This is a genomic window from Paraburkholderia sp. D15 (assembly GCF_029910215.1).
Taxonomy (GTDB): Bacteria; Pseudomonadota; Gammaproteobacteria; order Burkholderiales; family Burkholderiaceae; genus Paraburkholderia.
Window position 1 is genome coordinate 615,188 of sequence record NZ_CP110395.1, and the last position, 22,263, is coordinate 637,450.

At 65.0% G+C, this 22,263-nt stretch carries 17 protein-coding genes; 8 read left to right on the plus strand and 9 right to left on the minus strand.

Annotation, left to right across the window (positions count from 1 at the left end; translation table 11 throughout):
- Nucleotides 1-83 precede the first annotated feature (83 nt).
- Nucleotides 84-2,264 (minus strand): site-specific recombinase, encoded by a 2,181-nt coding sequence (locus LFL96_RS02665; protein ID WP_280997723.1) that lies wholly within the window; start codon nt 2,262-2,264, stop codon nt 84-86.
- Nucleotides 2,265-2,905: 641 nt separating this feature from the next.
- Between LFL96_RS02665 and LFL96_RS02670 the strand changes: the two genes are divergently transcribed.
- The 5 genes from LFL96_RS02670 (at nt 2,906) to LFL96_RS02690 (ending at nt 10,322) form a co-directional block, all read left to right on the plus strand.
- Nucleotides 2,906-3,688 carry a DUF3050 domain-containing protein gene (locus LFL96_RS02670; RefSeq protein ID WP_175772875.1) on the plus strand — a complete coding sequence of 261 codons (783 nt, stop codon included), beginning with the start codon at nt 2,906-2,908 and terminating at the stop codon, nt 3,686-3,688.
- Nucleotides 3,689-3,772: 84 nt separating this feature from the next.
- Nucleotides 3,773-4,699, plus strand: a complete 927-nt coding sequence (locus LFL96_RS02675) for a diiron oxygenase (RefSeq protein ID WP_280997728.1) — start codon at nt 3,773-3,775, stop codon at nt 4,697-4,699.
- Nucleotides 4,700-4,709: 10 nt separating this feature from the next.
- On the plus strand, nt 4,710-8,399 hold the full coding sequence (locus LFL96_RS02680) for an amino acid adenylation domain-containing protein (RefSeq protein WP_280997729.1): 3,690 nt from the start codon (nt 4,710-4,712) through the stop codon (nt 8,397-8,399).
- Between the two features lie 112 nt (nt 8,400-8,511).
- Nucleotides 8,512-9,006 carry an SRPBCC family protein gene (locus LFL96_RS02685; RefSeq protein WP_175772878.1) on the plus strand — a complete coding sequence of 165 codons (495 nt, stop codon included), beginning with the start codon at nt 8,512-8,514 and terminating at the stop codon, nt 9,004-9,006.
- 107 nt (nt 9,007-9,113) lie between these two features.
- On the plus strand, nt 9,114-10,322 hold the full coding sequence (locus tag LFL96_RS02690) for a PLP-dependent aminotransferase family protein (protein WP_280997733.1): 1,209 nt from the start codon (nt 9,114-9,116) through the stop codon (nt 10,320-10,322).
- A gap of 83 nt (nt 10,323-10,405) precedes the next feature.
- On the opposite strand, the gene LFL96_RS02695 is transcribed toward LFL96_RS02690, so the two are convergent.
- From LFL96_RS02695 to LFL96_RS02705, 3 genes are all read right to left on the minus strand, one after another.
- The gene (locus tag LFL96_RS02695; protein WP_280997735.1) at nt 10,406-10,852 is read right to left on the minus strand and encodes a PPC domain-containing DNA-binding protein; all 447 of its coding nucleotides are present in this window, start codon (nt 10,850-10,852) and stop codon (nt 10,406-10,408) included.
- Nucleotides 10,849-11,373 (minus strand): DUF296 domain-containing protein, encoded by a 525-nt coding sequence (locus tag LFL96_RS02700; protein ID WP_280997737.1) that lies wholly within the window; start codon nt 11,371-11,373, stop codon nt 10,849-10,851. The genes LFL96_RS02695 and LFL96_RS02700 overlap by 4 nt, the downstream gene beginning before the upstream one ends.
- 197 nt (nt 11,374-11,570) lie before the next feature.
- Nucleotides 11,571-12,470 (minus strand): LysR family transcriptional regulator, encoded by a 900-nt coding sequence (locus LFL96_RS02705; protein WP_175772881.1) that lies wholly within the window; start codon nt 12,468-12,470, stop codon nt 11,571-11,573.
- 292 nt (nt 12,471-12,762) lie between these two features.
- On the opposite strand from LFL96_RS02705, the gene LFL96_RS02710 reads away from it, so the two are divergent.
- Nucleotides 12,763-13,854, plus strand: coding sequence for a sigma 54-interacting transcriptional regulator (locus tag LFL96_RS02710; protein WP_280997739.1), 1,092 nt, complete (start codon nt 12,763-12,765; stop codon nt 13,852-13,854).
- Between the two features lie 218 nt (nt 13,855-14,072).
- On the opposite strand, the gene LFL96_RS02715 is transcribed toward LFL96_RS02710, so the two are convergent.
- Both LFL96_RS02715 and LFL96_RS02720 read right to left on the minus strand, forming a co-directional pair.
- Nucleotides 14,073-15,008: an ATP-binding protein gene (locus LFL96_RS02715; protein ID WP_280997741.1), complete on the minus strand. Its 936-nt coding sequence runs from the start codon at nt 15,006-15,008 to the stop codon at nt 14,073-14,075.
- 5 nt (nt 15,009-15,013) lie between these two features.
- A complete protein-coding gene (locus LFL96_RS02720; RefSeq protein ID WP_280997743.1) occupies nt 15,014-15,919 on the minus strand; it encodes a DMT family transporter in 906 nt (301 codons plus the stop codon).
- Nucleotides 15,920-16,223: 304 nt separating this feature from the next.
- Between LFL96_RS02720 and LFL96_RS02725 the strand changes: the two genes are divergently transcribed.
- Entirely contained in the window at nt 16,224-16,949 is a 726-nt protein-coding gene (locus tag LFL96_RS02725; RefSeq protein WP_281000886.1) for a helix-turn-helix transcriptional regulator, read from the plus strand.
- 13 nt (nt 16,950-16,962) lie between these two features.
- Here LFL96_RS02725 and LFL96_RS02730 read toward each other — a convergent pair whose 3' ends face one another.
- From LFL96_RS02730 to LFL96_RS02740, 3 genes are all read right to left on the minus strand, one after another.
- Nucleotides 16,963-17,952, minus strand: a complete 990-nt coding sequence (locus LFL96_RS02730; RefSeq protein WP_280997745.1) for an aldo/keto reductase — start codon at nt 17,950-17,952, stop codon at nt 16,963-16,965.
- A gap of 38 nt (nt 17,953-17,990) precedes the next feature.
- Nucleotides 17,991-19,568 (minus strand): acyl-CoA synthetase, encoded by a 1,578-nt coding sequence (locus tag LFL96_RS02735; RefSeq protein ID WP_280997747.1) that lies wholly within the window; start codon nt 19,566-19,568, stop codon nt 17,991-17,993.
- 107 nt (nt 19,569-19,675) lie between these two features.
- Complete coding sequence (locus LFL96_RS02740) at nt 19,676-20,842, minus strand: acetyl-CoA acetyltransferase (RefSeq protein WP_175772888.1); 1,167 nt, start codon at nt 20,840-20,842, stop codon at nt 19,676-19,678.
- Nucleotides 20,843-21,241: 399 nt separating this feature from the next.
- Here LFL96_RS02740 and LFL96_RS02745 point away from each other — a divergent pair, with 399 nt between their 5' ends.
- The gene (locus LFL96_RS02745; protein ID WP_280997750.1) at nt 21,242-22,261 is read left to right on the plus strand and encodes a TRAP transporter substrate-binding protein; all 1,020 of its coding nucleotides are present in this window, start codon (nt 21,242-21,244) and stop codon (nt 22,259-22,261) included.
- Nucleotides 22,262-22,263 lie beyond the last annotated feature (2 nt).

The window sequence follows — 22,263 nt, forward strand, 5'->3', positions numbered from 1 at the left end:
CCGTGCGCATCCCATGATTAAGCCGATGGCGCACCGACCGCGCGCCGGCCCGCGCGCACGCGGGACCGGCGCCGTGGATCGGCTTACTGGCTGTCGCGCGCCGTTTTCGACGGCCAGACCAGCTCCAGCGGATGCTGAAACACGCGCTGCCAGATCGCGCCGCGCAGCGAGCGCACCGCATTGCGCCGCAAGTCGCGCGAACGCACGGCCATGTAGAACGCGAGCGCGAAGCTGACGGCCACGTTGAGGATCGCCATGCTGCCGACGCCCGCGACCGCCCACCACAGCTCCGGCAGTTTCAGCGCGTCCTTGCCGAGCACGCCGAGCGCGACGCCGATCGATCCCGCGCTGAGCGTCACGTGACGCACTTCGAAGGTGAAGGCGAACGCGGTGAGAATCGCGGGCACGAGACCGAGCATCAGACCCAGCGTGATATTGCCAACCACGCCCGCGACGTTCGACCGGCACGCCTTCGCGAGCCGTGCGGCGCCGGCCGCGCCGAGCGTCATGCGCAACCGGCGGTTGTAGGCGAGCGCATCGGCGACGCGATGCAGGACGAACCAGTTGTCCGCCCAGCCGGCGAGCAGACTGGACGACCACAGCAGCACGCCGGTCAGCGCGGCGTAGAAAGGCGTGGGGCCGAGCAGCGAGAACGAGTGCAGCGTCGCGTGGGCTTTTTCCGGGGAGATGATGTTGGCGTTGAAGGTCGCGTGCCACAGCAGTTGCACACCGAAGCACACGGGAAACACCAGCAGCACGTTGCCGAGTACGGCGGCCGCCTGGGTGCGCATCAAGGCCGTCACCGAACTCACGAAACTGTCGACGCCGGCCGGCGTGCCCGTGCCGTCGAGTTCGCGCGCGAGGGTCGGCGCGGTCATCGCGGGTTGCTTGGTGGCGAGCGAGAAGTGCAGGAAGTGCATCAGCAGGAAGCTGGCCGCGTAGTTGATGCCGGCCAGCAGGCCTTCGAACATCGCGTGCAGATGCGCGCCGGTGATCGCGAACTTCACGCACACGGTGACCACGGTGACGAGTCCGCCGCCGGCCGCCATGCGCAGCATCTTCAGATAGTCGGCGCGGTCGCGGGCGATGTAGTGCTCGCCGGTGTCGGCGCTGTACTCGACGACCTTGCGCGCGAGCAGCGAGAAGTTGCTGCGCAGCAGGTGCGCGACGCTCTGGCTCGCGTGATTCGCGTCCACGAGTTCGGCGGTGAGGCGTGCGCCGGCATGCGGGTCGTCCTGCGCCATCCACGCATTCAGCAGATGCTCGGCGCGCACGATGCGCATGCGCATGCGCTCGACCTGGAACACGATGTCGACGCTGACGCCGTTGCGGTACAGGTGCGAGAAGACCTTGCCGGTGGCGAGGCGGCATTCGTCGAGCAGCAGCCGCAGGTAGTTCACTTCGTGAAGCAGCTTGTCTTGCGGTGCACCGTCGGCGACGGATTGATGCGCGGCTTCGACCGCGAGCATCGCGCGCGTCAGGCGATAGAACGGTTGCTTTTCCATCGCGATGCGGACGTCGGTGGCGTCGCGGTCGCTATTTTCATGGCCGTCGCCGATGCGGCTGCGGACGGTTTGGGACAGACCCGTCGAGCTGATCTGGCAGGTCAGGTTGTGCAGGGCCGCCAGCAGGTCTAGCGAAAACGGCGTGGTGGCGGCACGGTTTTTTTCTTCCGGCTCATGGCGGGGATCGTCGGCTTCGTGGTGGTCGAAGAGCGCGCGAATGCGCACGAGCAGATCCGTGGGCAACGTGCCGATCCATTCGGCGTCGCGCTCGGAGGTGAACATCAGCGTGACGATGGCGGTCAGGTCGCGGCTATTGGGCGCGGGTGGAATCAGCGAGGCCTCGAGGCGGCCGAATAACGCGCCGAAGAAACCCGAGTGAACCGGCATGCCCGCATCGCACAGCAGGGACAGGCCATCGGTTTCGCGCAGCAGCGCGCGCAGGATACCGGCCACGTTCGCTTTCCATGCGGGGTTACGGTCCAGCACGTTCAACAGGTGACGGATTCGCGTGTGCGCCGGATGGGCGCGCGGCGTTACCGGCGCGGCGGCTTCGGCCAGATCGCCGGCGCTGTTTTTTACGTCGCGGCCGTCGCGAACGTCGCGGCCACGGCGGACCCAGTGCGCAAGTTCGATCAGCCATTCGCTGCGCTCCGCGTACGCGGCGGACCGATTCGCTGTCGCGAGCAGTGCGTCCAGTTGGTGTCCGCCGTCGCGGGAGGCTCGCCATTTTTTTATCAGGCGGGTCAGGGCTGTGAGCATCTTCGGGGTGTCGAGTTGAGTGGTTGGGCTTCCCCCTGTTCGTAACACAACTCCTTTCGCCGGGCAATCTCGCGGGAGGTTAGCGCACACTTCTTTGCAAATCGATGCGGGTCTTAAAATCGATTGCGCAAAAAGCCTGTTATTGCAGAGCCGGCCGATTCGAACGGTCCTATTTTTCGCCTGTAATGAATTGTCAAAATATCTAATAAACGACCAGCCGGTCGGTATATAAATATCGCTTCCTTTCCGATTAAATCAAAATGCATCATTTTCTGATGCTGCCTGAATATTTCAGATTCTGCATTGGGTGTTACTCAAGTCGGTGGGCATGAAAGCCCGTCGGGCTGGCGTTCCGTGCATTAACGAATAATGCCATAGGCATAAATGTCATCGATTATTCGAATTGCCAAAATATTGGGATGCCTGATTCGCCGCTTCTGCCCTGCGACACGTGTTTATAAAAATACGACACCTGGAATACCAGTTGTTCACTTAATCGATCGATTCAAACAAAAATCGCCGATTAATCGGACTCGTGGCATTGGCATTGAATTTGCCTTATCCATTCCGCGATGACGGCTGGCCCCCGCTGTCGTATTCCCCCTTATCGATACCTGAGAAACATACTGAGGACGAAAATCGTGAACAGCATTGAGAAACTCGAAGCGCAACTCGAAAAACAACATGCGGCGCTCGCCCATCACCCCATCTTCCATTCGATCGAAACCCTCCAGGGTCTGCGCACCTTCATGGAGTGGCACGTGTTTGCCGTGTGGGACTTCATGTCGCTCGTCAAACGTCTGCAGGCGGATCTCACGACCATCACGCTGCCGTGGCTCGCGCCGCGCAACGCGAACGCCGCGCGTCTGATCAACGAGATCGTGCTCGGCGAGGAATGCGACGAAACCCCGAAGGGCCACATGAGCCACTTCGATCTGTATCTGCATGCGATGCGCGACGTCGGCGCCAGCACCGAGCGCATCGATCGTCTGATCGCGCTGCTGGCGAAAGGGTCCAGCGTGCATGGCGCACTGAGCGCCGTGGAAGCACCCGCGCCGGTGATCCGTTTCGTCAGCTCGACCTTCGCGACCTGCTACGAGGGCGCGACGCATCAAGTGCTCGGCAACTTCTTCTACGGCCGCGAGAACGTGATTCCCGACATGTTCCGCACGCTGCTCGCCGGCTGGCAGATCGAACGCAACAGCGTGCCGCTGCTCAGCTATTACCTCGATCGTCACATCGAAGTGGACTCGGGCGAACACGGTCCCGCCGCGCGCGCGATGATCGTCGAGGCTGCCGGCGGCGACGAGCGCAAGTTGCGCGAAGCGCTCGAAGCGGGCGTGGCCGCGATCGAGGAACGGCTGCGTCTATGGGACGGGCTGCACGCGCATCTGATCGCCCAGAAAGACGCGATCGCCGCTTGATGCGGGACGCCGGCGCCCACGGCGGCAGGATGGCTGCCGGGCGCCCGCGTTGTCCGTTCCGAATAATCTTCTGAGGCAATGGCCATGACGTCACTCCAGAGTTATGTCAGTCACGCGGATCAGTGGGAGCAGCGCGCCACGATCCGCTCGCGTCCCCGGCGCGTCGTCGAAGACGACGCGCTCAGCTACTACCCGATCGAACGTCAGCCGCTGTACGCGCACCCGACGATCGTCGACGCGGGGCAGACCGTGCAGGACTTCATCCTGCTGCAAAGCTTCTATAAGTACATCAACGACGTGATCATCTTCGAAACGGAGATCGTCAACCGGACCGCGCTCGCGATCGCCAAGAATCGCTTTCCGTTCGAGTTTCCGTTCCCCTGCAAGAGCGACGCGATGTCGGTGGTGATCGACGAGCATTACCACGCGTACGTCGCGATGGACTATCTCGATCAGGTGGAACGCAACACCGGCATCAAACCGATCCAGCAGAACACGGAGATCGAACTCTCGCGTGCGATTCCGCGAGCGATCGCCTATGTGCCGGCTGAGTACGCCGCCGGCATGGAACTGCTGGCCGTGGCGATTTCCGAAAACACCGTGACCGCCGAGGTCGCCGCCTTTTCGCGCGACACCACGCTCAAGCGTTCGGTGAAAGGCGTGATGGCCGATCACCTGGCCGACGAAGGCCGTCACTCGGTGTTCTGGATCAACCTCGTCAAGCTCTACTGGGCACAGATCGGCGAAGACGCGCGCGTCGCGCTCGGTCTCGGTCTGCCGTACTTCCTCAAGGAGTATCTGACCAACGAACTGCAGCTCGAATTCGACCGCCGTCTGATCGACGCGCTCGATCTCCCGCAGGCGAGCCGCGAGCAGATCGCCAACGACATGGTCGGCGCGTATCCGATCACCAGCAAGCATCCGATGATCGTCAACATCCGCAAGTTTCTGAAGATGGCGGGTCTGCTGGAACACGAACCCACGTGCGCGGCGATTGCCGCGTACCTGTGAGGAGCGGCGCATGAGAACCCTAACGTTTGCCGTCAGCGGCAATAACCGGCTCGCTGCGAACCTGCTCGCGTTGCTGCACGACGTCGGTCATCAGGTGCAGGCGACGGTCGCGCAGCCGGGACCGTTGCTCGACATGGCGCAAATACTCGGCATCGCCGACGCTCAGCCCAGCCAGACGCGGGCCGCCGCGCTCGCGGTCGAGTGGCTGATTCGCTGCGACCCGTTGGAGTCGATCGACCTGACCGGCGACGCGTCGTATCCGGCGGCCCGCGACGCTGCGCGCATGCTCGAATTCCGCGCGACGTCCGCGACCTTCCCGCCGGTGTCGGTGCAGGTGGAATGGCGCTCGCCGGCCGGCGCGGGCACGGTCCGGCAAATCGCCAGCCGCGAGATCGAACTGACGCCGACGCTGTGCGGCGCGGACATGGTGGCCGAAATCGAAGCCGCCGCCGAAGACCTGTTCACCGAAATCGTCAGCCTGCTCGGGCGCGACGCGTTGAACGACAGCGCGTTGCCGATCGTCGCCGACACGCCGGCACAAGGTTGCGTGCCGCTCGACGTTCACGCGCTGACCGGCTGGCACGCGACCAATCAGACCGCGCGTCAGTTCGAACTCGATCCCTCGCTGCCCGAAATGGTGTCGCGTACCGCACGCGCGCGACCGGACGCCATCGCCTTGCACGACGAACATGGCACGGTGGACTACCGCACCTTTGCCGGCGCGGCGATGAAACTGGCCGCGCAACTCGCGGCCGGCGCGCCGGCGCCGCTCGCGGGCGCGGCGTACGAGGAACCCGCGCCGCGCGTGATCGCGGTGCGGCTGCGCAAGTCGTCGCTGCTGTATGTCGGGATTCTCGCCGCGATCGGCGCGGGCGCGGCCTATCTGCCGCTCGATCCGTCGTTTCCGGCGGAGCGCGTGCGGATGATCCTGGAGCAGGCCCACGCCGACTGCCTGATCACCGACGACGCCTTCGATGCCGCTTCGCTCGGCGACCTGCCGGTGCGCATCGTGCGCCTGACGCGCGTGGACGCCGACGGTATCGATATCCAGCGCGCCGCGTGGCCCGTCGAAGCCGATCCGCAACGCTTGAGCCGCTGCGCGATCACGATCTTCACGTCGGGCTCGACCGGCGTGCCGAAGGGCGTGATGCTCACGCATCGCAACATCGTGCACTTCTGCCACTGGTATCGCGACTACATCGAACTGACGCCGCCCTCGCGCGTGCTGCAGTTCTGCACGGTCGCGTTCGACGTGTCGCTGCTCGACATCTTCCCGACCTTCCTGGCCGGCGCGACGCTGGTGATTCCGACCGAAGAGCAGCGTCACGCGCTCGACGATCTGAGCCGTCTGATCGCGGAGCAGCATCTCACGCATGCGTTCCTGCCGCCCGCCTTGCTCGCGGTGATGCCGCCCGCCGAATGGCCGGACCTGAAGCATCTGCTGACCGGGGGCGACGTCTGCTTCCCGGAAACGATCGAGCGCTTCAGTGCGACGCGCCAGTTCCACAACATCTTCGGACCGGCGGAGTGCACGGTGCTGGTGACGATCGCGAGGCTGCGGGCGGGCGACAACAATCGCCTGATCGGCAGGCCGCTCGCGAACGTGCGCTGCCATGTGCTCGACGAAAGCGGCCAGCCGGTGCGCACCGGCGAAGCGGGCGAGCTGTGCGTGGCGGGCGCGGGCGTCGCCGACGGCTATCTGCGCCGCGCCGATCTGAGCCGCGAACGCTTCGTGCCGGACCCGTACGCGAGCGCGAACGGCGTGTGGCCGGATGCAAGCGACGGCCTGCTGTACCGCACCGGCGACATCGTGCAATGGGATAGCCAGGGCGCGCTGCATTTCATCGGACGGCGCGATGCGCAGGTGAAGATCCGCGGCTTTCGCGTCGAACTCGGCGAGATCGAAAACGCCGCGCTCGCCACGCAGTTGTACAGCCAGTGCGCGTGCGTGGTCGACGATCGCAAGCGCATCCGCATCTTCGTCAGCAAACCGCGCGATACGGCCGTCACGCCCGACGCGCTGCGCGCCGCGCTCGCCGTCAAGCTGCCGGATTACATGCTGCCGCACGAAGCGATCGAGCTCGACGCATTGCCGTCCACCAACAACGGCAAGATCGATCGCGGCGCGCTCGGCCGCATTCCGTCGCAACGCGCGGCTGCCGCGGCGCGCGACGGCGAACCGGCCAACGCGACCGAGCGCCAGTTGCGCGCGCTATGGGCCACGTTGCTCGACATCGACGAACTGGAAATCGGCCGTCACGATTCGTTCTTCGATCTCGGCGGTCATTCGCTGCTGGTGTCGCGTCTGATGCTGGCGGTCAAGCGGCAGATGGCCGGCAATGCGCCGCTCGCGCGCTTCATGGAGAAGCCGACCATCGAAGCGCTCGCGTCGCTGCTCACCGACCGCGATCGCAAGAAGGGCGACCGGATTCCGCCGCGCGTGTTCGCCGACATGCGTCTGCCGGACGAGATCCGTCCGCTGGAAGGCTTGCGCGCCGATCCGCGCAAGCTCGGCAACGTGCTGCTGACGGGCGCGAACGGCTTTCTCGGTAGCTTCATCGCCGCCGAACTGCTGGTGCAGACGGACGCGATCGTCTGGTGCCTGGTGCGCGCGAAGCACGAGGAGGAAGGCCGCGCGCGGCTCGATGCGGCATTGCGCACGAACGGACTCGCCGCGCTCGCCGGTCATCCGCGCCTGAAGGTCGTGATCGGCGATCTCGCCGAGGAGCGTCTGGGTTTGTCGAAGGACAGCTGGCAGCAACTGGCCGAGCGCATCGACGCGATCTATCACAACGGCGCGCACGTCAATCACGTGTACGACTACCCGTTTCTGTATCGCGCGAACGTCGCCTCGACGCTCGAACTGCTGCGCCTTGCCTGCGAACGGCGCAACAAGTCGCTGCATTTCGTGTCGACGCTCTCGGCGGCCAGCGCGACCGCCAGCGACGGCAGGCTGATCGAGGACGGCCCTTCGCTCGACGCGCCGGCGTTCGTCAACAACGGCTACAACGTCACCAAGTGGGTGTCCGAGCATCTGGTCTGGGAAGCGGCGCAACGCGGCGTCGAAGCGACGATTCTGCGGCCCGGCAACATCACCGGCGTGGCGAGGAGCGGGTTGTGTCTGCCGGATCGCAACCGCGTGCTGCTGCTCGTGAAGGGCTCGCTGCAACTCGGTTTCGCGCCGGCTGGCGACACCGCGTTCGACTTCAGCCCGGTCGACTTCCTGGCCCGCGCGATCGTGCTCTGCACGATCGATCCGCAGCGCGAGCAACAGGTCTTCCATTTCCAGAACCCGCAGCCGCTGACGTGGGAAGGCTACCTCGGCACGTTGTCGCGCCTCGGTTATCAGCTCGCGCTCGAAGACCCCGCTGCATGGCGCGATCGTCTGATGTCGATCGACGAATCCAATGCGCTGTTCGACGTGGTGGCGTTCTATCTCGACGACTCGCAGGAGGACATCGGCGATATGGCGCGGATCGAGCACCACGTGAGCGCCGCCACGCTGGACCGGCTTGGGCTGGCGTATCCGGAGAAAGACGAGGCGTTGCTGGACGCGCATTTCGGCTACCTGGTGACGAGCGGGTTCTTGCCCGCGCCGCCATCGGCCGCTTCGACGGCTTCGACGGCTTCGACGGCCGCGGCGAAGAGGAAACCCGCCGAGGTACGCGTCGCGTCGAACGATGCCGAGCAGTCCGCCTGAGTCACCATCGTGAACCCTCGTGGCAGGCGCGGGCGCGAAGCCGGCGCCGGCCACACCGCAGCCCCGCAGTACCACTTATTACTGACGTCACCCCATCCTCAAGGAGAGCACCATGCAACAGAAAGTCCGTATCGAACTGCGCCCCGACACGCTGATCCGCAACCTCGGCACCACCGTCCACGCGGGCGTCGCCGATCTGAACGCGCCGGCGCGCAAGGTGTGGGACACGGTCGGCCGCTTCGACGGCTACAACCGTTTCGTCACCGGTCTCGAACGCATCGAGATGACCGGCACGGCGACCGGCCTGCGCTCGCTGCGCAACAAGTTCTTCGCCGGCGGCGACCTCGTGGTCGAGCAACTGAATTCGCGCGACGACGAGAACATGACGATGACGTGGACGCTGATCTACACGACCTTCGACATCGGCAACATGTGGGCGTCGATGCAGGTCGTGGCGCGCGGCGACAACGCCTGCACGGCGACGTACCGGATCGCCGGCGAAGCCCGTTCGGGCGACCCGAAGGACCAGCCCGCGTTCGACAAATTCGCGGTCGACTTCCTGAAGATGGCGATGGACAACCTGCGCGCGATGTTCAACAACGCGTAAGCGCAGTACACGCTGCGAGGCGGTCACGATGTCGTGACCGTCCACGCTCCTGGCGCGGCATTGCCCGCGCGGGCGGCTTTTCCCCACCGATCCTCGATCTCGAAGCCATGGATAGATACATTCCGCCTGTCGGCCGCTGGAAGCTGGCGAGACGCACGCAACAGATGACGCATTCCGCGCTCAGGGAACTGCTCAAGGTGGCCGAGCGCCCGGACATGATTTCTTTCGCCGGTGGCCTGCCGTCGCCCGACGCGTTGCCGCTCGCGCGCGTCGCGGAAGTCACGCAGCGGATTCTGCACGCCGAGGCGATCGGTGCGCTGCAGTATGGTCCGTCGGAAGGCTACACGCCGCTGCGCGAGGCGATCGCCGAACGCTTCACGCGCAACGGTTCGCCGGTGCGCGCGTCGCAGGTGCTGATCACCACCGGCTCGCAACAGGCGCTCGATCTGGTGGCGCGTGTGCTGATCGACCAGGGCAGCCGCGTGCTGGTCGAGACGCCCACCTACCTCGGCGCGGTGCAGGCGTTTTCGCAATACGAGCCGAGCTTCGAACAACTGGCGAGCGACGCGGACGGTCTGATTCCCGAGCTGCTGTCGCCGGCGCAATTGCACGACGCGCGCCTGCTGTACACCCAACCGAATTTTCAGAATCCGACCGGACGGCGTCTGCCGCTCGACCGGCGCCGGCAACTGGCGCAGCTTGCGCTCGAAACCGGCCTGCTGGTGGTCGAGGACGATCCGTATGGCGAACTGGTCTACGAAGGCGGTCCATTGCCGCCGATTCATTCGATGGCGCCCGATGCGGTCGTCTACCTCGGCTCGTTCTCGAAGATCCTCGCCCCCGGCTTGCGCGTCGGCTACCTCGTCGCGCCCGAGGCGCTGATGATCAAACTCGTGCAGGCGAAGCAGGCAAGCGATCTGCACACGGCTGGGCTCACGCAGCGGATCGCGCATCAGGTGTTCACCGAAGGTTTTCTCGAACCGCATCTGCACGCGCTGCGGGCGCGCTATCGCGAGCAATGCAAGGTGATGCTGACGAGTCTTGGTCTGCACATGCCGCTCGGCGTGACGTGGACCCGGCCCGAAGGCGGCATGTTCCTCTGGGTCACGCTGCCGCCGCAACTGAATGCGCTCGATCTGTTCGACGCGGCAATGCAGGCCGGCGTCGCGTTCGTGCCGGGCGCCGCGTTCTATGCGGTCGAGCCGCGGCACAACACGTTGCGGCTGTCGTTCACGACATCGACGCCGGAGCAGATTCGTCGCGGTATCGAAACGTTGGGACGACTCGTGACGGCGCGGTTATCGGGGCTGTCGTGAACGTGCTGAATTGCCCGAATTGCCCGAATTGTCTGAACGGATAGATGGAATGCGGGCGGCAGCACGCCGCCCGCTATCGGTTCCTAGACGACGTTCCCGTCGGCCAGCCATTCCTGCAACGTCACCTCGACGGTGATGAACGACAGATTCATGCCACGCACCACGCGTCCGGCGAACACCTGGCTATCCGTACCCGACAGGATCGCCGTGAGTTCGGTCGCGCGCGTGCCGCTTGCGTCCTCACGCTGATCCGCCTTCCCGACCGCCACTTCACCGAACAAGCCGACGATCTCCACGCCCGGCCCCTTGACGACCTGCGTGATCAGCGACGCATCGGTGCCGCTCGCGAGATGCCCATCGACCAGACTGCCGACCGCGCTGCGCACTACCGCCCGGCCGATCCCGTATTGCACGCACAGATGTTCGAGCGATTCGACGAGATCTTCGTTCGGCTTCAGCCGCGCAATCACGGTCCGCCCGTAACTGCCGGTTTCGAGCTTGACCTCCAGGGAACTGATGGGCGATGTCATGGCGTCACCTCCACCGTCGGGCCGAAGAGCGTGTAGCGCGTCTCCTCGTCGATGTATTGCGTGAAACCGCCGTGCTCGAACGCGCAGAGCCGCAACACCAGCGGCTCGCGGCCCACTTCGAGGCGATCGAGAATCACGTGACCGCCGTGCAGGTGTCCGTCGTGATCGACGAACGCGCCGTGGCAATGCAGCGCGATGCTGCCCGCGCGGTCGAGTCCGATGGTGACCGCGCCGTGCAGCAACGCGACTTCGTCATGCTCCAGGGTAGGGGTGCCGTAGATATAGGGGCGGTCTCCTTGCGCGGCCTTTATGACCACGTGGTACTGCAACGCGCGCGCGGTGCCGCTGCAGATCCGTCCGGTCGCGCCGCGAAAGCCATGGCGCGCCATCAGCTCGCGCAAAACGGTGCCGGCGTTTCGTCCGCTGGGTATTTCGACGCGCAGTTCGCGCGGCTCCCGCACTTCCGTGGCAAGCACCCGCGGGTGAGCGGCCGCGCCCGGATGGCGAAAAGCTTCTGTCATTGATGTCATGAGTTGTATGGGTGATTTGCGACACACCGGATTAGCAACTTCGATGCCATTTTGACGGGCGCGTCAGACCCGAAGCGGGGCGGGGCTGAGCGCCCCATGCGCTGTCGCGGATCACGCGACATCTGTCGCGCGGGCTGCGACAGGTGTCATACGGGCGGCGCACGGCGGCGTGCCTGAAAGTAGTCGCGTCAGCTGGCCGGCCGCGTGCCGCCCAACCCCATTTGCGCGGCGATATCGACAAACCGCGCGACGCACGGATTCAGCGTATCGGGACTCCAGACTAGCGCGACATCGACATAAGGCGCGTGCAGCAGCGGCATGAAGCGGACGTTGTCCGCGTGGGTGCTGCGCATCGAGCTATGCACGAGCGCGACGCCGAGCCGTTGCGCGACGAGGTTGACGATGGTCTGCTGGAAATTGGTTTCGAGCCGGATTCGCGGAGAAAACCCCGAGCGCCGGCAGTGCTCGACGATCGTGTTGTAGATGAACGGCGATGCCGCATGCGGCGAGATGATGAACCACTCGTCGCGCAACTCGGCGATCGAGATCGCGGCCCGGGTGGCGAGCCGATGCCCTTCGGGCAGCACGGCGACCAACTGCTCGGTGAAGATCGTGCGCGTTTCCAGTTCGACCGCCGAATCCGACGGATACATGATGCCGACGTCCGCCTTGCCCGCGCGGATGTCGGCCACCAGCAGCGTGGGAATGCTCTCGCTCAGCTTCAGTTCGACGCGGGGAAAGGCCGATGCATACGCGCGGGTCAGCACCGGCACGATGCTGTAGGCCGCCGCGAACATGAAGCCAGCCAGCAGCGTGCCTTCTTCGCCGAGGTCGGCGGCGCGCGCGTGGCTGCGGGCCTGGTCCACGGTCGCCATCACCATTTTCGCGTCGCGGTAGAAACGCTGCCCGGCCGCCGAGAGCCGCACGCTGCGTCGATTGCGATCCAGCAGCACCACGCCCAGCTCTTCTTCCAGCAAGGCGATCTGACGCGACAGCGGCGGCTGCGAAATATTCAGCAGCGCGGCGGCCCGCCCGAAGTGCAGGGTCTCCGCAAGTACGACGAAATAGCGTATCTGCCTCAATTCCATGCCTGGCGGCCCCCGGTCCACGAATAGGATTCCGACTTATACCTAATCGGTATCAGTCGTCGCATCATAATGTATTGGAGACTATTAATGAATCGCACTATGCTTGGTTCCGGAGACAAACCGCTGGCAGCTTTTGCGATTCGCCTGGCCACAAGCCGGGCCGATCCTGCCAACCAGACAGATAAAGAGAGATGTCATGACCGCCCCCCACGACCCGTTGGACCGCGCCCGTGCAGACTCATCTCGCTCATCCGGGCTTCCTCTTAGCCGACTATGTGGCGACGACCCTACGATGCTTGCCACGCTATCGCGCGCTCGTCTGTTGATCGACAGGCAGCTTCCCATTCTGATTCTCGGCGAGACCGGCACCGGCAAGGAGTACCTTGCCCGCGCGCTGCACGACTACAGCAACCGCCGGCATGCCGCGATGGTGTCGGTGAATTGCGGTTCGATTCCCGAGAACCTGATCGAGAGCGAACTGTTCGGTTATACGCGTGGCGCATTTTCCGGCGCCTTGTCGACCGGCATGAAGGGCAAGGTCGCGCTTGCCCACCGCGGCACGTTATTCCTCGATGAAATCGGCGATATGCCCGCGGCGCAACAGACCCGTTTGCTGCGCGTGCTGTCGGAGCGTGAAGTCACGCCGATCGGTTCCGCCGAACCGATCGCCGTCGATCTGCAGTTGATCTGCGCGACGCATCAGAACATCGAGTCGCATGTCGAAGCCGGCACGTTCCGCGAGGATCTGTATTACCGGATCGCGGTGGGGATCGTGCATCTGCCGCCGGTGCGCGAACGGCACGACCGCGCGTGGCTGCTGCAATCGATTCTCGACGCGGAAGCACCAGGCATGACGCTCGATGCCAACGTCGATAGCGAAGCGCGCGACATCCTGCTGCACAGCCGCTGGCCCGGCAATCTGCGCCAGATGCGCGCGGCGATCCAGTATGCGTGCGCGGTGAAGAGCGGCGATCTGATCCGCGCGGGCGATCTGCCGGCCAACGTGCTGACCGGCAAGGGAATCAAAGTGGGCGCGGCGTTGCGCTCGACCCTGCACGCGGCATTGCAAAGCGCGCCGCATCCGTATGCCGCGTCGCACGATGCGTTGCCCGGCGCCGCGCAGGCCATTCGTCACGGCGGCCACGGTGGTCACGGCGGTCATGTCAGCCACGCGGGCCATGGCGATGCATTGCGTGCGGCGGTCGCACCGCCGAGCGAGCGCGACAACATTCTGCGTGCGCTGTCCGCGAGCCGTTGGAATATTTCGGCCGCTTCACGCGAGTTGGGTATCTGCCGCGCATCGCTTTATCGCAAGCTCAGGCAGTTCCGCATTCCGCACGTGCGAGACGTGGGTTGCGACATGCTGATGGCCGACCACGGTTAGGTGCTGCGATTGAACCGGTGTGGTTGAGTCCGCAAAGCTAAGCCCGTTTAATCCTGACGCAAGGCCTGGCGCATGGGGACGTCCGCGTATTGTTTGTCGATTCGCGGACGTCCCTTTCCCATGCCCCCTCTCTCACGGCCCCCACCATGACGCTTTCCGGCTCGCCCGCGCGCGGCCACCGCCGAGGCCGCGCCGGGCGCGCCGGTTTCTCCGGCACTTCACCGCACCTCGGACGACACCTCGCGCTCGGCACACGCAAGCCGCCCCGCGTAATCCTGCGCGAACTGCATGGCGATGCGACCCGAGCGTGCCCCGCGCGCCAGCGCCCATTGCAGCGCGGGCTGGTGCGCGGCCTCGATCTGCGCCGTCGTGAAGCCGAGCATGCCGAGCCGTTGCGCGACCACTTCCAGATACTGGTCCTGCGAAAACGCATAGAACGTGACCCAGATGCCGAAGCGCTCGGACAGCGAAATCTTTTCCTCGACCGCGTCGCCCGGATGCAGCTCGCCGTTCTCCGCGACCGAATAGCCTTCGTTGTCGCGCGCATCTTCCGCGAGCAGGTGACGGCGATTCGACGTCGCGTAAATCAGCACGTTGCTCGAATGACCGGCCACCGATCCGTCGAGCACGGTCTTCAGCCCTTTGTAGCCGGTCTCGCCGGATTCGAACGAGAGGTCGTCGCAGAAGATCAGGAAACGTTCCGGACGATGCCGCACGCGATCGAGAATCACCGGCAGATCGTCGAGCGATTCCTTGCCGACTTCGATCAGCCGCAGACCCTCGGGCGCGAATGCATGCAGACAGGCCTTCACCAGCGACGACTTGCCGGTGCCGCGCGCGCCGGTCAGCAGCACGTTGTTGGCCGGATAGCCCATCACGAACTGACGCGTGTTCTGCCGGATCACATCCATCTGACGCTCGACGTTGCACAGTTCGTCGAACGGAATCAACGCAGGGTCCGTGATCGCGTGCAATTGCGCGGCGCCGAACGGGCCCGCGCCACGTTGCCAGCGAAACGCGATCGCATGGCGCCAGTCGGGTTCCTCGCCGGCACTCGTGCCGAGCGCGGCCTCAGCCAGCGCGGCGAGCCGGTCGAGCCGTTTGAACAGGCCGGCGACGTGCCGTTCCAGCGAGTTGTCGGTATCGATATCCATGGGGCTCATTCCTGCGTCGCGGCGGCTTGCGCGGCGGGTCGTTTGAACATTTGCGCGACGATCACGCCGACCAGCGCGGTACCGCCGCCGAGCACGTGATACAGATGCAGGTTCTCGCCAAGCAGCGTGATGGCGATCAGCGCGGTCGCGATCGGCAGCACGTTCATGAACAGTGCGCAGCGATTCGGGCCGAGATGCTTGACGCCTTGCATCCACAGGAACGGCAGCACGACCGAGGCGAGCACGCCGGCGTACAGGATCAGCGGCACGCTAGCGCGGGTCGGCAACGCTTCGGCGGTGGGCAGACGCAGCAGCATGGGCAGCATGAAGACCAGCGCGAACAGCGCCTGCAGATAGGTGGATTGCCACGACGGCAGCCCGACGTGCCAGCGCTTGAGCAGCACGCCGTAAATCGCATAGGCGAGCGACGCGAAGATCATCAGCAGATCGCCGATATGCGCGCCGTTGGCGAACAGCATCGCGGGATTGCCCTGCGTGATCAGATACACCACGCCGACCAGCGACAGGATGCCGCCGCCCACCATGCCCGCCGAAGGCGCTTCGCCGAGCAACAGCGTGCTGGCGACCATGGTCATCAGCGGCACCAGCGCGGTGATGATCGACATGTTGGTGGCGGTGGTGGTTTTCGCGGCCTCGTACGAAAGGCTCTGGAACAGCGCCATCGCGAGGAAGCCGAGTACGGCGAGCTTGGGCAGTTGCGGAATGATCGCCGCGCGATTGAGCCAGGCCGGCTTCAGCGTGAACAGGCTCATCAACGCGACGGCCAGCAGCAGACGATAGAAGGTGATCGCCGACGGGTCGATGGTATGGGCGGACAGCTTCGACACGATCACGTTGCCGGCCCACAGCAGGATTGCCACAAAAGGAAACAGGAAATACGATCTCTTCATCTCGCGCTCTGGCTAACTATCAAATGGGATTCATGGGCTTCGAACTGAATCGGAATGTTGCGCTCGCGTGTCAGGTCTGTCTCCCGCCAAAAAGTCTTCACTTGTCGCGAAACGGTCAACCGCATGCGCAGTTGCGTGTTCAAACACGCGGCCAGGGACATACGCCCACGCGTATCCGCATGAACAACCTCTGCTCGCGAAACTCGCGAAACCGCCCATGAACGCACGCGCCCCTTCCAGCGTGGACAACCGCGACGAAACGCCGACGGCACCCGGCGCGCATGTCCCGTTCGAGAGCACGCCGATGCCGGTCTCGGCGATGGCCGCGTGGTATCCGCACGGCAGCGTGATCGCCGCGCACCGTCACCGGCGCGCGCAATTGCTGTATGCGATCGAAGGCGTGATGCTGATCGAATCGGCTACCGGCTCGTGGGTCGTGCCGCCGACGCGCGGCGTGTGGCTCGAACCCGGCGTCGATCATTCGGTGCAGATGAGCGGCGACGTGAAGATGCGCACCGTGTTCGTCGAGCCCGGCGCGGCCGCGCATCTGCCGACGCGCAGTTGCGTGGTGGAAGTGCATGCGTTGCTGCGCGAGCTGATTCTCGCGGCGATCGACGTGCCGCAAGACTACGCGCCCGGTTCGCGCGACGATCATCTGATGCAGTTGCTGCTGGCCGAGTTGAACGCGGTGCCGCTGCTGCCGCTGTATCTGCCGTGGCCGACCGATGCGCGTCTGCGCGAGGTGTGCGACAGCCTGCTCGCCGCGCCGGACGACAATCGCACGATCGGCGCCTGGGCCCAGACCCTGGATGTGTCGGAGAAGACGTTTCACCGCTGGTTCCAGCGCGAAACCGGCATTACGTTCGGACGCTGGCGCCAGCAGGCGCGGCTGCTGCTGGCGCTCAGGTGCCTCGCGCACGGCGAGAAAATTCTCGCCGTCGCGATGGACCACGGCTATACGAGCCAGAGTGCGTTCGCGGCGATGTTCAAACGGCACTTCGGCGTGGTGCCGTCCGCGTTTTACGCGTAGCGCACCGGCACATTCAGCGGTCCACCATCCGTTCCATCGCGGCGGTGTAGCGCGGCCCGGTGGTCGCGCCGCGCGGCAAGGCCTCGTCGAGTTGCCGCAACACCGAGCGCGCGATGCTCAGCGAGCCGGCGGCGAGATTCTGTTCGAGGTTCGCCACGCGCCGCGTGCCCGGAATCGGCACGATGTCGCTGCCTTGCGCAAGCGACCACGCGAGCGCGAGTTGCGCGGGCGTGCAGCCCGCCTGCTCCGCGAGGTCCTTCAGCACGCCGGCCAGCCGCATGTTGGCGTCGAAGTTATCGCCTTGCAGGCGCGGGTCGGAGGTGCGGCGCGTATCGCCTTCCGGAAACTCTTCCGCGCGCCGCGCGGAGCCGGTGAGAAAGCCGCGGCCGAGCGGCGCGAACGGCACCAGCCCGATCCCCAGTTCGCGCAGACAGGGCAGGATCTCGGCTTCGATCTCGCGCTCCCACAGCGAATACTCGCTTTGCAACGCCGTCACCGGATGCACCGCGTGCGCGCGGCGGATGGTCCGCGCACCGGCTTCCGACAAGCCGAAGTACAGCACCTTGCCTTCCTTCACGAGATCGCCGACGGTACCGGCCACGTCTTCGATCGGCACTTCCGGATCGACCCGGTGCTGATAGAGCAGGTCGATGTAGTCCGTGCCGAGACGCTTCAGGCTCGCGTCGACCACTTCGCGGATATGCGCGGGCCGGCTATCGGTGCCGTTGATCTTGCCGTTGTCGATGCGAAAGCCGAACTTCGTCGCGATCCGGATATGCTCGCGCCGCCCTTCGAAGGCGCGCGCCAGCAGTTTCTCGTTCTCGAACGGTCCGTACACTTCGGCGGTGTCGTAGAAGTCGCAGCCGAGGTCGAATGCGCGATGCAGCGTGCGCAGCGATTCGGCGTCGTCGGTGGGGCCGTACGCGAAGCTCATGCCCATGCATCCGAGTCCCAGCGCGGATACGTCCAGTCCCTGCGATCCCAGCTTGCGGCGTGGCAACATTTGATTGGTTTCCTTATGAGTGAATCAACCGGTTGAGCTTAGGCGGCGGACGCTTCCTGCGGCACCGCCAGCAAAGCCTTGATGTCCTTCTTGACGATCTTGCCGTAGGCCGACTTCGGCAATGCGTCCCAGAAAACACAGCGTTTCGGCCATTTGTAGCGGGCGAGGCGCGGTTCGAGATGCGCGAGCAGCGCGTCCTCTTCCAGTCCCCAGCCCTCGCGCAGCACCACCACCGCGACGCCGATTTCGCCCCACTTCGCGTCGGGCATGCCGACGACCGCGACTTCCTGCACGGCCTTGTGCGTGAGGATCGCTTCCTCGACTTCGCGTGGATACACGTTCGAACCGCCGGAGATGTACATGTCCGACGAGCGTCCGGTGATGTACAGGAACCCCTGATCGTCGAGATGACCGAGGTCGCCGGTGTGGAACCAGCCGTGCCGGAAGGCCTTTTCGTTCGCGTCGGGATTGTTGTAGTAGCCGACGAACACCGCCGGTCCGCGCACGCAGATTTCGCCGCTTGCGCCGGGCGCGAGGCGATGGCCTTCGTCGTCGAGAATGCCGATCTCCATGCCGGTGCGCGCGTAGCCGCAGGTGCCGGCGCGTGCGTCGGCGTGATCGTCGGCGCTGTGCAGCGCGGGCGGCAACACGGTGATGTTGCCGGTCACTTCGCCGAGCCCGTAGTACTGCACCAGCACCTTGCCGAGCTTGCGCAGCGCATGCTTCTGGTCTTCGCGATACATCGGCGCGCCGGCGTAGATCACGTATTTCAGCGAGCTGTGATCGTAACGGTCGACGGATTCGTGCTCGGTCAGCATCTTGACGATGGTCGGCACGGTGAACAGGTTGTCGATCCGGTGTTCCTGCACCAGCGCCCACGCTTCCTCGGCGTCGAGTTTTTCGGAGGCGGGCAGCACGCTGGCCGCCGCGCGCGCCACGTTGACCATCGCGTGAATGCCGGCGCCGTGCGACAGCGGCGCCACCACGAGCGACCGCGACGCCGGGCTCAGACCGGGCATCAGATCGGCGATGTGGTTGGTCAGCACGAAGGCCATCTGCCCATGCGTGAGCACGCCGGCCTTCGGGCGGCCGGTGGTGCCGGACGTATAGAAGAACCACAGCGGATCGTCGCGATCCACTTCGCACGCGACGAAGGGCGGCGCGTCGAGCTGACAGGCGAGCGTTTCGTACGCGAGTTCGCCGGCGCGCGGCGCGCCGATCGCGATCACGTGCTGTAGCGCTGGGGACGCGGCCCGCACCGCGTCGACGTGCGCGTCGAAACCGGCTTCGTAGATCATCGCCTTCGCGCCGCTCGATTCGCCGAGATAGGCGGCTTCCGGCGCGGTGATCCGGCAGTTGGTCGGCACCCACACGGCGCCGAGCTTGAACGCGATCCACGCGCTTTCGAACAGCGCCAGGTTGTTGCGCGAGTGCACGAGAATGCGGTCGCCCTTGCCGACGCCGAGCCGGCTCAGGCCGTGCGCGACCGCGTCGACACGGGCGTTGAGTTGATCCCAGCTCGTGCTGTTGCCGGCGTGGATGAAGGCGGGTTGATCGGGGTGGCGCCGGGCTGCGTCGGTCAGCAGATTCCCGAGGTTCATGACGGTGGTCAACATACGCAAAGTGCTTTCGAAAAGGGGAAGGGGAGCGGCGCGCATCGGCGGCGTGCGTTCGATGGCGCGCCTCAGTGGCGTCGCGCGGCGGTGTCGCCCAGTGGTGTCGCTTAGCGGCGTGCCTCGAGAATGCTCAGATAGTTGGTCACCGCCGCGCCACCCATGTTGAAGACGCCGGCTGTGCGCGCATTCGGAATCTGCATCTCGCCGGCCTGGCCGCTGACCTGCATCGCCGCCATCACGTGCATCGACACGCCGGTCGCGCCGACCGGATGCCCCTTCGCCTTCAGCCCGCCCGATGCATTCACCGGCAGGCGCCCCTGTTTCGTCGTCACGCCGTCGAGAATCACGCGCGCGCCTTGTCCCGGTTCGGCCAGTCCCATCGCTTCGTATTCGATCAGTTCGGCGATCGTGAAGCAGTCGTGGGTTTCGACCAGCGAGAGATCGTCGAGCGTCATGCCGGCTTGCGCGAGACCTTGCTTCCACGCGAGCCGTGCGCCGTCGAACGCGATCGGATCGCGACGCGAGAGCGGCAGATAGTCGCTGACCTGAACCGTCGCGCGAAACTCGACCGCGTGGCGGGTGCGCCGCGCGATCTCCGGCGACGCGATGATCATGGCTGCCGCGCCGTCGGAGATCATCGAACAGTCGGTGCGTTTCAGCGGGCCGGCCACGAACGGATTTTTCTCCGACGGCGTGCGGCAGAAGTCGTAGCCGAAATCGCGCCGCATATGCGCGTACGGATTCGACACGCCGTTGCGATGGTTCTTCGCGGCGATCGCCGCGAGCGCGTCCGACTGGTCGCCATAGCGGTCGAAATAAGTCTGTGCGAGCTGGCCGAAGATGCCGGCGAAGCCGCCCGGCACGTCCGCTTCCTCGCTCGCGTACGAACACTTCTGCAGCACCTTGCCGACTTCGGCGGTGGGCAGGCTCGTCATCTTCTCGTAGCCGATCACCAGCGCGCAGGCCGAGCGGCCGGAGCGCAGCGCGTCAAGCGCGGAATACACGGCGGCCGAACCGGTCGAGCAGGCGTTTTCGCAGCGCACGGTCGACGTGAAACGCAACTCGGGAATCGCGTTGAAGACAAGCGCGGACGGAAAGTCCTGATAGACGAAACCGCCGTTGAACGTCCCCACGTGAATCGAATCGATCTGGCCGGCTTCGATGCCGGCGTGATCGATCGCGCCGTGCGCGGTGTCGGCAATCATGCGTTCGATGTCGAGCGCGTCGAGTTTGCCGAACGGGATATGGCTCCATCCGATGATGGTCGGTTGCATAACGAACAGCTCCTTGGCTTGGTGATGGCGACGCTCAATGCAAGAGCCAGGCCAATCGCGTGCCGATATCGCGAGCCGCGGCGCGCCACGCGCGAGGCGGGCGCCGCGCGAAGCCTTGCCATGCCTTGCCGCGTCTCGCCTCGCCACCGAAAACGCGCGATGCGATTCGAGCGGGAACACCGCGCCCGTCATGTTCGATCGACCCGCCCGTGTGCGACACAAACCCTGCGACAGGTGTCGCACACGCTCGACACCTGCACGCCCGCCGCGGCCTGGCAATAACCCGTACCGCACGCCGCAACGCCACGGCCCGCGTGCCTCGTCACCAATGGCATTCAATTTGCTTTTGCCTGGATGCCCGCCTTCGATGCGGCAAACATAAAACTCAGGAGACAGACGATGAGCGTTACTTCCCGGCGCGACTTTCTCAAATGTGCCTCACTTGCCGCCGCCGCGTCGTTCGCCGGCCTGCACGGCCGCAATGCGCACGCGGCCGAGTTCACTCTCAAGTACGCGAACAATCTGCCCGCGACGCATCCGATGAACCTCCGCGCGAAAGAGGCCGCGGCGCGCATCGCGTCGGAAAGCAAGGGACGTGTCGACTTTCAGGTGTACCCGAACAACCAACTCGGTAGCGATACGGACATGCTGTCGCAGGTTCGCTCCGGCGCCATCGACTACTTCACGCTGTCGCCGCTGATTCTCGGCACGCTGGTGCCGGCCGCGCAGATCACCGGCGTGGGCTTTGCGTTCAAGGACTACGACCAGGTATGGAGCGCGCTCGACGGCACGCTTGGCGAACGCGTGCGCCAGGAGATCGCGAAGACCTCCGTGTTCGCGTTCGACAGGATCTGGGACAACGGCTACCGCCAGACCACCACCAGCACGCGGCCGATCCATCTGCCGGCCGATCTCAAGGGCATCAAGCTGCGCGTGCCGATGAGCCCGATCTGGACGTCGATGTTCCAGGCGCTCGGCGCGTCGCCGGCCAGCATCAATTTTTCCGAGGTGTATTCGTCGCTGCAGACGCGCGTGGTGGAAGGGCAGGAGAACCCGCTCGCCACCATCACGGCGGCCAAGCTTTACGAAGTGCAGAAGTATTGCTCGCTGACCAATCACATGTGGGACGGCTTCTGGTTTCTCGCCAACAAGCAGTCGTTCGCGCGTCTGCCGAAAGACCTGCAAACCGTCGTGCAGAACGCCGTCAACGATGCGGCGTTGAAGGAGCGCGCGGACGTCGCGAAGCTGAACGCGTCGCTGATGCCCGATCTGAAGTCGAAGGGACTGCAATTCAACGACGTCGATATCAACGCGTTCCGCAAGCAACTGACTGCCGCGGGCTTCTACGCCGACTGGCACAAGAAGTTCGGCGACGACGCGTGGACCGCTCTCGAAAAATACACCGGCAAGCTCGCCTGATA

Bases quoted from the DNA above. Each gene is read 5' to 3' on its own strand.
- LFL96_RS02715 (WP_280997741.1), bottom strand. From the start codon at position 15,008: ATGGATATCGATACCGACAACTCGCTGGAACGGCACGTCGCCGGCCTG.
- LFL96_RS02735 (WP_280997747.1), bottom strand. From the start codon at position 19,568: ATGTTGACCACCGTCATGAACCTCGGGAATCTGCTGACCGACGCAGCC.
- LFL96_RS02680 (WP_280997729.1), top strand. From the start codon at position 4,710: ATGAGAACCCTAACGTTTGCCGTCAGCGGCAATAACCGGCTCGCTGCG.
- LFL96_RS02685 (WP_175772878.1), top strand. From the start codon at position 8,512: ATGCAACAGAAAGTCCGTATCGAACTGCGCCCCGACACGCTGATCCGC.
- LFL96_RS02690 (WP_280997733.1), top strand. From the start codon at position 9,114: ATGGATAGATACATTCCGCCTGTCGGCCGCTGGAAGCTGGCGAGACGC.
- LFL96_RS02665 (WP_280997723.1), bottom strand. From the start codon at position 2,264: ATGCTCACAGCCCTGACCCGCCTGATAAAAAAATGGCGAGCCTCCCGC.
- LFL96_RS02740 (WP_175772888.1), bottom strand. From the start codon at position 20,842: ATGCAACCGACCATCATCGGATGGAGCCATATCCCGTTCGGCAAACTC.
- LFL96_RS02710 (WP_280997739.1), top strand. From the start codon at position 12,763: ATGCTTGCCACGCTATCGCGCGCTCGTCTGTTGATCGACAGGCAGCTT.
- LFL96_RS02700 (WP_280997737.1), bottom strand. From the start codon at position 11,373: ATGACAGAAGCTTTTCGCCATCCGGGCGCGGCCGCTCACCCGCGGGTG.
- LFL96_RS02705 (WP_175772881.1), bottom strand. From the start codon at position 12,470: ATGGAATTGAGGCAGATACGCTATTTCGTCGTACTTGCGGAGACCCTG.
- LFL96_RS02730 (WP_280997745.1), bottom strand. From the start codon at position 17,952: ATGTTGCCACGCCGCAAGCTGGGATCGCAGGGACTGGACGTATCCGCG.
- LFL96_RS02720 (WP_280997743.1), bottom strand. From the start codon at position 15,919: ATGAAGAGATCGTATTTCCTGTTTCCTTTTGTGGCAATCCTGCTGTGG.
- LFL96_RS02725 (WP_281000886.1), top strand. From the start codon at position 16,224: ATGCCGGTCTCGGCGATGGCCGCGTGGTATCCGCACGGCAGCGTGATC.
- LFL96_RS02745 (WP_280997750.1), top strand. From the start codon at position 21,242: ATGAGCGTTACTTCCCGGCGCGACTTTCTCAAATGTGCCTCACTTGCC.
- LFL96_RS02675 (WP_280997728.1), top strand. From the start codon at position 3,773: ATGACGTCACTCCAGAGTTATGTCAGTCACGCGGATCAGTGGGAGCAG.
- LFL96_RS02695 (WP_280997735.1), bottom strand. From the start codon at position 10,852: ATGACATCGCCCATCAGTTCCCTGGAGGTCAAGCTCGAAACCGGCAGT.